10 protein-coding genes are annotated in these 12,408 nt (G+C 61.1%); 2 read left to right on the top strand and 8 right to left on the bottom strand.

Translation table 11 applies throughout. The features are described 5' to 3' along the window. Window positions 1-3 precede the first annotated feature (3 nt). Genes C1949_RS15995 through C1949_RS15985 form a run of 3 tightly spaced genes read right to left on the bottom strand, consistent with a single transcriptional unit; the run spans window position 4 to window position 2,610 of the window. Window positions 4-519, bottom strand: a complete 516-nt coding sequence (locus tag C1949_RS15995) for a MotA/TolQ/ExbB proton channel family protein (protein WP_229744475.1) — start codon at window positions 517-519, stop codon at window positions 4-6. Further along, the gene (locus C1949_RS15990) at window positions 512-1,852 is read right to left on the bottom strand and encodes a MotA/TolQ/ExbB proton channel family protein (RefSeq protein WP_104739462.1); all 1,341 of its coding nucleotides are present in this window, start codon (window positions 1,850-1,852) and stop codon (window positions 512-514) included. Before C1949_RS15990 ends, C1949_RS15995 begins: the two co-directional genes overlap by 8 nt. Then, a complete protein-coding gene (locus C1949_RS15985; RefSeq protein ID WP_104739461.1) occupies window positions 1,849-2,610 on the bottom strand; it encodes a DUF3450 domain-containing protein in 762 nt (253 codons plus the stop codon). Before C1949_RS15985 ends, C1949_RS15990 begins: the two co-directional genes overlap by 4 nt. Before the next feature lie 207 nt (window positions 2,611-2,817). Here C1949_RS15985 and C1949_RS15980 point away from each other — a divergent pair, with 207 nt between their 5' ends. Further along, window positions 2,818-3,513: an OmpW/AlkL family protein gene (locus C1949_RS15980; RefSeq protein ID WP_104739460.1), complete on the top strand. Its 696-nt coding sequence runs from the start codon at window positions 2,818-2,820 to the stop codon at window positions 3,511-3,513. 66 nt (window positions 3,514-3,579) lie between these two features. Here the strand turns inward: C1949_RS15980 and C1949_RS15975 are convergent, their stop codons facing one another. The 4 genes from C1949_RS15975 to C1949_RS15960 form a co-directional block, all read right to left on the bottom strand. Then, window positions 3,580-4,449 (bottom strand): sugar nucleotide-binding protein, encoded by an 870-nt coding sequence (locus C1949_RS15975; RefSeq protein WP_104739459.1) that lies wholly within the window; start codon window positions 4,447-4,449, stop codon window positions 3,580-3,582. A 207-nt stretch (window positions 4,450-4,656) separates the two neighbouring features. After that, complete coding sequence (locus C1949_RS15970; protein WP_211287187.1) at window positions 4,657-5,382, bottom strand: histidine phosphatase family protein; 726 nt, start codon at window positions 5,380-5,382, stop codon at window positions 4,657-4,659. A gap of 86 nt (window positions 5,383-5,468) precedes the next feature. Next, window positions 5,469-5,957 (bottom strand): single-stranded DNA-binding protein, encoded by a 489-nt coding sequence (gene ssb, locus C1949_RS15965; RefSeq protein ID WP_104739458.1) that lies wholly within the window; start codon window positions 5,955-5,957, stop codon window positions 5,469-5,471. A gap of 26 nt (window positions 5,958-5,983) precedes the next feature. After that, a complete protein-coding gene (locus tag C1949_RS15960; protein ID WP_104739512.1) occupies window positions 5,984-7,336 on the bottom strand; it encodes an MFS transporter in 1,353 nt (450 codons plus the stop codon). Between the two features lie 170 nt (window positions 7,337-7,506). Here C1949_RS15960 and uvrA point away from each other — a divergent pair, with 170 nt between their 5' ends. Beyond that, window positions 7,507-10,338 (top strand): excinuclease ABC subunit UvrA, encoded by a 2,832-nt coding sequence (uvrA, locus tag C1949_RS15955; RefSeq protein ID WP_104739457.1) that lies wholly within the window; start codon window positions 7,507-7,509, stop codon window positions 10,336-10,338. A gap of 2 nt (window positions 10,339-10,340) precedes the next feature. Here uvrA and C1949_RS15950 read toward each other — a convergent pair whose 3' ends face one another. Continuing rightward, a complete protein-coding gene (locus C1949_RS15950; protein ID WP_104739456.1) occupies window positions 10,341-12,299 on the bottom strand; it encodes a methyl-accepting chemotaxis protein in 1,959 nt (652 codons plus the stop codon). Window positions 12,300-12,408 lie beyond the last annotated feature (109 nt).

The raw sequence follows: 12,408 nt of genomic DNA, 5'->3' as shown, positions 1-12,408 counted from the left end.
CTCCTAATCCTGCTGCAGACGATCGGACAGGCGCTGCAGCGCCCTTCGCGCCTGCTGATCCAGCCGCGCCAGACAAAACAGACCGCTGATCGCGATCACCATACCGGCCATGGTCGGGACTGTCGCGCGCGACACGCCGGCGGCCATCGCCCGCGGGTTGCCATTCCCGCTGATCGACATCACATCAAACACCTGAATCATGCCGCTGACCGTGCCCAGCAACCCGAGCAGTGGACACAGCGCAATCAGCACCCGTACCAGCGGCATGAAACGCGCCAGCTGCGCCTGCGCCTGTGCCAGCCAGGCAGTACGAATATGGCGTGCAGCACTGCTGCGGCGTTCACCGCGCGCCAGCCAACGCTGCTGCAACGCCTGCGCCTGCTGCGGGAACACCAGCGCGAGATACCACAGTCGCTCCAGCATCAACGTCCACAGCAGTACAGTGGCCCCCAGAATGGTCCACAGCACCCAGCCGCCGCTGTCGAGAAACGCCAGCAGGCGCCAAAGCAGATCAGTCACGCGACTCTCCGCCACCCAGATGCAGCGCGATCAACCCTGCACTCTGCTGCTCCAGCAACTGAATCAGCGCCTTACTGCGCGCCGCGACCAGGCTGTGCAGAAACAGCAGCGGAATCGCCGCCAGCAGCCCCAGAACGGTGGTTACCAGCGCCTGCGAAATACCGTCTGCCATCAGCTTCGGGTCGCCACTGCCGTACTGGGTAATCGCCTGAAAGGTCGCAATCATACCGGTCACGGTACCTAACAGCCCGAGCAGCGGCGCAACTGCGGCGAGCAGTTTGACCAGTCCCTGCCAGCGCTCCAGCGCCGGCGTTTCGCGCAGAATGGCCTCATCCAGCTTGAGTTCGAGGGTGTCCAGTTCCTCCAGCCGCGGCTTGCTGCCGATCACGCTCAGCACCCGCCCCAGCGGGTTGTCGCTGCGCAGCGCGTTGAGGTCGTCGATCTGACGATCCACACCGCGCTGCACCCGCTGCAGCCAAACCAGTCGTGCCAGCGCCAGCAGTACACCCAACACACCCAGCGCGACAATCACATAGCCAACGATGCCGCCCTGAGACAGCCGGGTCAGCAGATCCGGCGTGCGCTGCAGTTGCGCGATGACCTGTCCACCAGCGGGGTCGACCAAAAGATCGGCAGGTGCCTCACGCGGCGCGAGAAAGTCGCCGACCAGCCCGCTACTGCCCGGCTGGCGAGCGGCCAACTCCAGGCTGTTGCTGTCAGGCTGATAAAGCAGATACCCCGGCTCGGCAAGGGCAACGAAGGGGCCGACCAGCACCACCGGCATCGCGGTGCTGAGGCCCTGGCGATCAACCACAGGCGCACTGATCTGCGCCACCTCGCCACTGGCGGTTATGTCCTGCTGCAACCGATACCAGAACTGCTCCAGCGTCTCGACGCTGGGAATTCTGCTGCTTTGCGCCAGCGCTTCCAGTTCGTCGCGCCGCTCGGGATAACGACGGTTAAGCTGCGAGTCCTGCCACTGCCCGAGGGTATCACCAGCTCCCTGACGGACGACCCCAAACAGCTCCCCAAGATTGCCGCTGCGCTGCGTCAGCTCTTCTCTCAATGCGGCCAACTGGTCACCCTGAGCCTTGAACTGCGCGTCCAGCTGGTCTGCTCTGGCCTGCGCCCGTGCCAGTCGTGTACGGGCCTGCGCCAGCCGCTGTTGTTGCTGATCACGCTCGCGCAGGAATTGTTGCTCACGCGCCTGCATCGCCGCCTGCTCGGCATTGCGGGTATCACGAATGCTCTGCAGCAGCGCTTCCTTGTTCAGCGTCTGTGCCTGTGCCAGCGGCGCGATCGCACAGATCAGCAGTGGAATAATCCACTTCATGGCGTCACCTCCGCACTGACCACGGGCATCGGCAAGCGCAACAACTGCGGCGTCTGCTCATTGCGGGCAATCGCCATGCCCTGATCCAGCGCCCGCCGGTAGCTGGAGGGCAGCGCCTGCCACTGCCCCTGGGCGGTGTCCCAATAACCCTGCTGCTGCCCGTCCAGGCTTTGGTAGAACAGCATCAGCCTACCAACACGCAGGAACTCGACGACCCGTTGTTGCTCGCCTTCGCCCAACGGGCCGCGCCAGGCCTCCAGCGTGCGGCCGTAATCACTCTCGATCTGGTAGGCCTCCAGGACCCGGCGATACAACTCGGCAACGCTGACCTCCGGCTCAACCAGCAACGCTTGCAAACGGGCGATCCGCTCCTCGCGCTCTTCCAGCAGGAAAGGCAGATCCAGTGCAACAAAGGCATCCAACGACTCGATCATGCGCCGAATCAGCGGCACCATCTCGCGCTGGGTGTCGGCAACGCTGTCAATCTGTTGTTGCAGACTGGCGATCTCGGCCGCCTGGGTCTGGACCAACTGCTGCATCCGCTCGCTGTATTCGGTCAGCGCCTCTGCCTGCGTGCTGGCCTGCCGGTATTCGGTGAGCGCCGCGCGGGTGGCATCGTCGAGCAGGTCAATGCGCTGCTGTGCTGCCACCGCTTCGCTGGTCAGCGCCTCGCTCTGTTGCTGCGCCTGCTCCAGCAATTGCTCGGCCTGCAGACTCAATGGCAGCAGCAACAGTACCGTCAGCCATACTGATTTCATCCCTCTCCCCTCAACACGCGCTGGCAGCGCCAGCCAGACATAGGAGCGACATTGTCTTTGCTGCGCCGTCCGCGAGCAACCATGACGACTATGCAATGCTGCGTCAGCCTGCCGCACCCGTTCAGACCAGCAACTTGCTCCAGATCAATAGACCGCTGCAGCCTCGCTCGTAAAGTGACACCTGTCCAACACACTAGGAGACAGAACATGTCAGCTTTCGCATCCCGTCTTGGCCTTGCAGCCCTTTTTGCCCCTGCACTGCTGGCCGTTTCGGTTACCGCTCAGGCCCACCAAGCAGGTGACATCATCGTTCGCGCTGGCGCGGTCACCGTTGACCCGCATGAAGACAGTTCCGGCATCAAGCTGGGCGGCGCTAATCTGGGCGGCAATGCTACCCTCGACAGCGATACTCAGCTCGGCCTGAACTTCGCGTATATGCTGACCGACCACGTCGGTGTTGAACTGCTTGCAGCAACTCCCTTCAGCCATGATGTCGGCGTTGCCGGCTCACCAGCAGGAGCCCCTGCACTGAACGGAAAACTGGGTTCCATCAAACACCTGCCGCCGACGCTGAGCGCGGTATGGTATCCGATGGCCAGCAGCTCGGCATTCCAACCCTATGTTGGTGCTGGCGTTAACTTCACTTGGTTCTTCGATGAGGAAGTTAGCAGCTCTGCGAAAGCAAAAGGCTTCAACAGCCTTAGCCTTGACAACTCTTGGGGCCTCGCGGCACAGCTTGGCTTTGACTACATGCTGACTGACAAGGTCATGCTGAACGCCCAGGCTCGTTATATCGACATCGAAACCACTGGCCACACCAATCTGGCTGGGGTTGGCCGACTCAACGTTGACGTTGATGTCGATCCCTTCGTTTACATGGTTGGCCTGGGCTACAAGTTCTAAGCCCCGATCTCAATCTCACTCACGGCTGCACTTCGCCCTGGGATCCTCCGTGATCTCAGGGCTTTTTTAGTTAAGCAATTCGGGTAGGCCGATACGCCAAGTGCGTGGTTTGATACCAAAGGTGTAGAGCAGCCGGCGTCCGCTGAGTACCGCATTGCGCGGCTCCAGTGCAGCCGCAGGCTGCGTTTCAAAGGCGACCGGCTCGATGCCGGGCTCACGCTCGATCTGTCCGCAGGAAACCAGCTCCTGCGCCAGCGTCCGGGCAAAGCTGATCCAGCTGGCCATTTCACCGCTGGCGTAATGGTAACAACCGTAGAGTTCAGCGTTGCAATCCAGCTGTTTCAGCGCACTCAACACCACTCGCGCGGCATCCGCCACCGTGGTCGGATTGCCCCGCCACTCCTCTGCCAGCACCACGGTCTGCTCACTGCATAACTGGCTGACCAGGCGCTGCAGCATCCCGCCTTCCGAGGCATCCAGAACCCAGCTGAAACGCAGCAGCAGATGACGGCGACAACGCTGCTCAAGCAGGGTATCAAGCGCAGCCTGCTGCTCACCGTGCAGACCAATCGGCTGCAGCGGGTCCTTCTCGGTATAAGGCTGTCCCTTGCTGCCATCAAAAACGCGGGTGTTGGACAGCATGCACAGCAACAGGTCACGCTGCCTGCACTCGGCAATCAGTTGCTCAGCGAACCGGGTATGCTGCGCCAGCGCCTCGGCAGCAGGCGCCAGCACTTGAAACTGCTGATGATAAAAGGACAGATCGACAACCGCATCCGGGCTCAAGTATTCAAGCCAACCAGCGATCTCTTCGGGCTGCCACTGCGCGGGTTCATCATCCAGTGTCAGGAATTCGATATCTTCCGCTGCCGCCTGCACGTTCAGTGCGCGTCCAAGGAGTGACGACTTGCCCAGCAGCAACACCCGCATCCGCATGCTTTGATGACCCTTAAACCTGATTACCCGAGACAGCCTGTATTGTGCAGGCTCGGGTCGATTACGTCACCTGTCGAGTTAGGGGAAGCACTGACTAATTCCACCCATCCTCTGCGAATTGCACCAGTAAAACCGCCGTTCGCCGCCACGCCTTCATTGGCAGCTGTACTGGCCGCCACAGACCGGCGAACGAAGCGGCAACAAACTTCAGGTATAGGTAATCAGATCACGGTGCTGCAGCCCATCCAGGTGCGGGATGCTGTTGAAGCTGCTCAGCCGCATGTTGTGCTGATTGAAAACACACTGAATGATCCCGGTATTGCGCGTCTGCAGATTCAGCTCAACCATGGTGCGGCTGGGCGCCTCAAGCAGCTGACGCACCAGCATGGCAATCGCTCCGCCGGAACTGACTGCCAGAACCTTGCTGCCCTTGAAGTTTTGCATTATGTGCTCTCGCACGGTGAGGATACGGTCTTCGAAGCTGGCCCAGGTTTCCGGCAGATCGCCCTGCAGCGCCCCTTCCGACCAGAGCACGATCCCCTGCTTCAAGCGCTTGAAGAAATCGGCCACGGAGGGTTTGTCCGGCAATGCCTGCTCCGGGTGCTGGGCGAGAAAGGCGTGCAGAATAGAATGAAAGTCGAACTCGTTCAGCTCGGGAAATACCTGAAAATTGGCGGCCTCGATCCCCATCCCCGCGCAAATCCCCTCCGCGGTTTCACGATGGCGAACCATATCTCCAGTCAGAATATGGTCAAACTGCAGCTGCTGGGTAGCAAAGTACTCGCCCAGCATACGCGCCTGCTGGTGCCCCTTTCCGGACAGCTGATCGTAGTTGTCGCTGCCAAATGAAGCCTGACCGTGACGAACGAAGTACACCTCTGACATCTTGATACCCTTGTGCTGTAACCCGCTGCCCGGCATCAACAGCGACACAGGAGCTTTCACGAGCCATAAAAAAACCCGGCAGACCGGGGATACCAGGATCCTAGGTCATGCCGGGTCGCGGCGACAGCTACATTCTAGAAAGGAATGTCATCATCAAAGCTGTCGTAATCCGGCGCCGACTGCTGCGGCGCTGCCTGCTGCGGTTGCGCGGCAGCCTGCGGCTGAGCAGCGGGGCGTTGCGGACGGGACTGCCCCATGCCTTGCTCACCACCACCAGCCTGACGGCTGTCCAGCAGCTGCATCTGGCCACCCATATCAACAACAACCTCGGTGGTGTAACGCTTGACGCCGTCCTTCTCCCATTCGCGGGTCTGCAGGCGACCTTCGACGTAGAGCTTGGAGCCCTTGCGCGCGTACTCGCCAACCACCTCGGCGATACGACCAAAGAACACCACACGGTGCCATTCGGTACGCTCCTGCATCTGGCCGGTCTGCTTGTCTTTCCAGCTGTCTGAGGTCGCCAGAGTGACGTTGGCGACTGCATTGCCGTTGGGCAGGTAGCGCACTTCCGGATCACCACCGACATTACCGATCAAAATTACCTTGTTGACGCCTCTGGCCATTCCACTCTCCTGATATGCCTGGGTGATCAAACGGGTGCTGCGACCCGGTCCAACGCCTCACGATCCAGCAATTTGCTGTCAACTTTCAAGTAGGCGGCCGCTTCGTCGGCAACAATCACGACGTCGGTCACACCTGCAACAGCAAGCAGGCTGGCGGCCAGGCCGGCGTCCTGCACCCGTTCGGGGGACACGGCCAGCCGATAGCTGGTTACGTAAGGCGGTTCGCGCATGGTAACACCAATAGCCAGCCACGACAGCGCCAGCAGCCCGCATCCGACGAATACCCCGCCAAGCCCGAAATGGGCAAACAGCCAGCCGCCAAACATGCCGCCCAGCGCGGCACCGGCAAACTGGCTGGTGGAGTACACCCCCATGGCCGTGCCCTTGCCGCCGGCCGGTGCAATCTTGCTCAACAGCGAGGGCAGCGTCGCCTCCAGCAGATTGAAGCCGACAAAAAAGAGAATGATGCAGGTTACCAGCCAGGGCAGCGAATGCTCAGTCAACCAGAACAGCGGCTGCACCAGGGCCAACAGCGCAACGGCACCGAGCAACACCCGTTTCATCTGACGTTGGCGCTCAGCATAGATGATGAACGGCACCATACCGAAAAACGACAGCAGCAGTGCCGCCAGGTAGACCCACCAGTGCTCTTCCTTGGGCAAACCGGCCTCTCGTGCCAACGCCAGAGGAATAGCCAGAAAGGTTGCCATCAGGATCGCGTGCAAACAGGCAATGCCGTAGTTCAGACGTAACAGTTCGGGGTTACTGATTGCCGGCCAGAGCGCACCGCCAACGATGCCTGCATCCCGGTGACGCTGGGTTTGTTGCGGTGTAGGCACCACCAGCAATACGAGCGCAATGCCAACCAGTGCCAGCACCGATGTGGACATGAACACACCACCCAGCCCGGCCAGCCGCGCCACGACAGGGCCCGCTACCATCGCCACCGCGAACGCGAGGCCAATACTCATGCCGATCATCGCCATGGCCTTGGTCCGATGCTGCTCGCGAGTGGAGTCGGCTACCAGCGCCATGACCGCCGCGGCAATGGCGCCCGCCCCCTGCAAAATACGGCCGGCAATGACCTGCTGAATGTTATCGGCGCCGGCTGCGAGCAAGCCACCGGCAGCAAACAGAAGCAGACCGACAACAATAACCGGCTTGCGTCCGACCCGATCCGACAACATGCCAAAAGGGATTTGCAGAAACGCCTGGGTCAGACCGTAGGCACCAATTGCCATGCCGATCAGTAGCGGGGTCGCACCCTCCAGTTGCTGACCATAGGTGGCCAGCACCGGCAGCACCATGAACAACCCCAGCATGCGGAAGGCAAAGACCAACGCCAGCGATACCGAGGCACGGCGTTCTTGCGGACTCATTGAGTCAACCTGATGCATGACAGCTCCGGGTAAAAGCGCGGATTTTATCACGCCTTTCCAATAACCGGGACGGCCATCCGGACAGAGCGTATCGCGCCCCCACAACTTTGCCGCCGGGCCTGCGCAGCACGTATACTTGCCTGCTTTGTCGGCCGCGAGGTGAGAGTACTGTGGATACCATCCAGATACGTGGTGCGCGCACGCACAACCTGAAGAACGTCGACCTTGATCTGCCGCGCGACAAGCTAATCGTGATCACAGGCTTGTCCGGCTCCGGCAAATCGTCACTGGCTTTCGATACGCTCTACGCAGAAGGTCAGCGCCGCTATGTCGAATCGCTGTCGGCCTACGCGCGACAATTTCTGTCGATGATGGAAAAACCCGATGTAGATCATATTGAAGGCCTCTCGCCGGCCATCTCGATCGAACAGAAGTCCACCTCGCACAACCCGCGCTCCACGGTCGGCACCATCACCGAAATATACGACTACCTTCGCCTGCTGTTCGCCCGAGTGGGCACACCCATGTGTCCGGATCACAATCTGCCGCTGGCCGCCCAGACCATCAGCCAGATGGTTGACCAGGTTCTGGCGCTGCCCGAAGGCAGCAAGCTGATGCTGCTGGCACCGGTCATGCGTGAGCGCAAGGGTGAGCACCTGGCGCTGATCGAGGAACTGCGTGCCCAGGGTTTCGTCCGCGCCCGCATCGACGGCCGCATCCATGAACTGGACGAAGCGCCGGCACTGGACAAGAAGCGCAAGCACACAATCGAAGTGGTGGTTGACCGCTTCAAGGTCCGCGCGGACCTGCAACAACGGCTGGCCGAGTCATTCGAGACCGCCATCGGGTTGGCGGACGGCATTGCCATTGTCGCCCCCATGGACGGTGAGGATGGTGAAGAAATCACCTTCAGCGCCCGATTTGCCTGCCCGGAATGCGGCCACTCGATCAGCGAGCTCGAGCCGCGCCTGTTTTCCTTCAACAATCCGGCCGGGGCCTGTCCCGGCTGCGACGGCCTCGGCGTAAAACAGTTCTTTGACGCCCGTCGCCTGGTTAACGGCGAGCTGACCCTGGCCGAAGGCGCTATCCGCGGCTGGGACCGCCGCAACGTCTACTATTTTCAGATGCTCAGCTCACTGGCCGAGCACTACGGTATCGACCTCGACCAACCGTTTGAGAAGCTGCAGGAGCCACACCGCAAGCTGATCCTGAGCGGTACAGGTAAGGACAACGTGCCCTTCCGCTACCTCAACGATCGTGGTGACGTGGTCCGTCGCGAGCACCCCTTCGAAGGCATTCTGCCAAATCTGGAGCGCCGCTACCGCGAAACCGAATCACAGAGCGTACGCGAGGAGCTGGCCAAGTACCTGAGCACCCAGCCGTGCCCGGACTGCCACGGTACCCGTCTGCGCCGCGAGGCCCGCCACGTGATGATTGATGGGCGCAACCTGCCCGGCGTCACCACGCTGCCCGTTGGCAGTGCCGCCGAGTACTTCGAACAGCTCACGCTCGACGGCAGTCGCGGCGAGATTGCGGAGAAAATCCTCAAGGAAATCCGTGCTCGCCTGATGTTTCTGGTCAACGTTGGCCTCGACTATCTGACCCTGGATCGTAGCGCCGACACCCTCTCCGGCGGCGAAGCCCAGCGGATCCGTCTGGCCAGCCAGATCGGCGCGGGCCTGGTGGGCGTGATGTACATCCTTGACGAACCTTCCATCGGCTTGCACCAGCGTGACAACGAGCGGCTACTCGCCACCCTGGTACACCTGCGCGATCTGGGCAACACCGTTATCGTTGTCGAGCATGACGAAGACGCTATTCGCCTTGCCGACTACGTCGTCGATATCGGCCCTGGCGCGGGCGTTCACGGCGGCCAGGTGGTTTCCCATGGCACCCCACAGGAGGTGATGGATGATCCGGCCTCGCTGACCGGCAAGTATCTGTCCGGCAAGGTAAAAATTGCCGTTCCGGCGGAACGCACGCCACTGCGCAAGGATTGGCTGCGCCTCAAGGGAGCCTGTGGCAACAACCTGCAGAAGGTCAACCTGGACATACCGGTCGGACTACTGACCTGTGTGACCGGCGTGTCCGGCTCGGGAAAGTCGACACTGATAAACAACACCCTGTTCCCGATCACCGCCACAGCCCTGAACGGAGCGACCACGCTGGAGACCGCGCCCTATGGCAGCTTCGACGGGCTCCAGCATCTCGACAAGGTTGTCGACATTGACCAAAGCCCGATCGGCCGCACCCCGCGCTCGAACCCGGCAACCTACACCGGCCTGTTCACCCCGATCCGCGAACTGTTCGCCGGCACCCAGGAAGCCCGTTCGCGCGGGTACAAGGCCGGGCGCTTTTCGTTCAACGTCAAGGGCGGGCGCTGCGAGGCCTGTCAGGGCGACGGCCTGATCAAGGTAGAGATGCATTTCCTGCCGGATATCTACGTGCCTTGCGACGTCTGCAAAAGCAAGCGTTACAACCGCGAAACCCTGGAGATCAAATACAAGGGCAAGAACATCCACGAAGTGCTGGAGATGACCATCGAGGAAGCGCGCGAATTCTTCGATCCGGTTCCCGCTCTTGCCCGCAAACTGCAGACCCTGATCGACGTCGGACTCTCCTATATCCGCCTTGGGCAATCCGCCACCACGCTGTCCGGTGGTGAAGCCCAGCGGGTCAAACTAGCCCGCGAACTGTCCAAGCGCGACACCGGCAAGACCCTGTACATTCTGGACGAACCAACCACGGGTCTGCACTTCGCTGATATCCAGCAACTGCTGGACGTGCTGCACCGTCTACGCGATCACGGCAACACCGTGGTGGTTATCGAGCACAACCTCGATGTAATCAAGACCGCCGACTGGATTGTCGACCTGGGCCCGGAGGGCGGCTCGCGCGGTGGCCAGATCATTGCCGCCGGCACACCTGAGCAGATCGCCGCCGAACCGGCGTCACATACCGGCCGCTTCCTGGGACCGCTGCTGGAGCGGGACCGCGCCTGAACCTATAGCTGGAAGTGTGCGACCAGCTCCAGCTGACTGCCCGCCATCAGCTGCAGCCGCTGGCCGCAGTCGCGGGTGTGAGCAGCTGTATCACGGTTTTCACCCGTCATATCCTGCAGTTGATGCATATGCTGGTTCACTTCCGCCGTAGTCGTTGCCTGCTGTTCCGCCGCAGTTGCTATCTGAAACGCCAAGCTTTGAACCGAATGCAGTGCCCCATCCAGATCGCCAAGACGGTCAAGCACGCGCTGCGTTTCCTGCTCGAGAGACTGCGCCTGCGATGACGCCTGTTGCATGCGGTCCAATGCCTGCAGCGATGACTGGTCCAGCGCCCCAACGATGGCAACCACCTCTTCAGTCGCAGTCCGGGTGCGCAACGCGAGCTGGCGTACCTCGTCGGCAACCACTGCGAATCCACGTCCCTGCTCGCCCGCTCGAGCAGCTTCAATCGCTGCGTTGAGCGCAAGCAGGTTGGTCTGCTCCGCAATCCCGTTGATCACCTGCAAAACCGCACTAATCTGCCGGCTGTCGTCCGCCAGGGTATGCACCATGGCGTCTGCGCCTCGCAGCCCCCCGAGCAATTGATCCTGGCGCCCGATCATGTCCTTCAACGTGTTCTGCATCGCGCCGAATACCTCGCGGGCACTGGCAGTGCTTTCGGCGCTAGCGGCCGCGGAGCTGGCAATCTCCTGCACCGTCGCCGACATTTCGTCCACTGCGGTAACCACCAGTTCTACCGCCTGCTGCTGTTGCTCCAGTCGGGCACTGGTGCGCCCAGCAGCATCAAGAATGTCATCACTGGCGCCCCCCACAGCCTCGCTGGAAGCACGCAGTTGCTGAACCACTTCGCGCCAGGCTGTCGCCATATCATGCAGCGCCTGCAACAGACCACCCGACCGCACTGGACCACCAGCCGAATGAAGCTCCCCCTGTGCAAGGCTCTTGGCAAGGCCGACCATCTCCACCGGCTCGCCACCCAGCGGGCGCATAACGCTACGGCTGACCAGCAAGGTTGCCAGGATCACCGCAACAACAGTCGCAATCCCCAGCAGCAAAACCTGCCACATCAGAGCACGAACCGGTGCGTATGCCTGGCTGGCATCAACTTCCGCGATCAGCGCCCAACGCTGGCCATCAAACTCAAGCGGTGCGTATGCCTTCAACGCCAGCGCACCATCCAGCCCCGGCTCGCTTACACGTCCCGCTTCTCCCGCCATGGCTCTCGAGACGGCCGCGCCGGCAACAAGCTCGCCGCCGTCTCCGGCGCGAGCAACGCGCATACCTGAAAAGCGAACCGAATCGGACCGCAGCCGCCCATCGCCGCCGACTAGATAGGTCTCCCCCTTTTCGCCCAATCCCTGGCGGGAGTGCATCAACGCGTTCAACGAATCGAGCGGCAGCTCGAGCACCAACAGCGCCTGCAACTGATCCCCCGTCCCGACCGGTGCAATCAGATACTGAGTAGGTTCACCGCTGACCGGGTCGGTAACGAGGTCACTGATATGTATTTGCCGGTCGGACAGCCCCGACGTAACGGCCCGACCTAGGGGCGTAGTCGCCCACTCGGAGCCGGTCAGCAGCGCTTGATAGTCTGCGCCACGCGCGACACTGAAGAACACCAAGCCATCCGGGCTGACAAGCTTCAGATCACGGTATCCATAGGTATCGATAAAATACTCGAATGTCGGCTTGTCATAACTGCTGGCACTGACCAGAGAAACCGCGTCCAGCCCCAGATAGCTGTTACTCAGCGTCCGACTCAAGGTGTCGAGCTGATTGCGGCGCTCATCCCAGCCGGCTTGCAGTTGATGCTGCTTGATACTGGCAACCGCCTGCAACGTATTAAGCGTCTGGTCGCGTAATGCGGCGCTGGCCTGCGAGTACACCGTCGCCGCCATTACCATTACAGGTACCAGCCCGATGATCAGGTAGGTCATTGCCAACTTGAAACGCAGGGACATTAGGTGCCGCTCCACAAGGATGAACTCTGGGGAACAACAAGCAAAAATCGTGCAACTTTATTTACAGGGCGTAAAACATACTAAACCTCCGACTTTTGCCTGCGCCCTT

This window comes from Halopseudomonas oceani, assembly GCF_002903165.1.
Lineage (GTDB): Bacteria > Pseudomonadota > Gammaproteobacteria > Pseudomonadales > Pseudomonadaceae > Halopseudomonas > Halopseudomonas oceani.
Note: the sequence above shows the minus strand (reverse complement) of the source record. Positions and strands in the feature narration are given on the sequence as shown.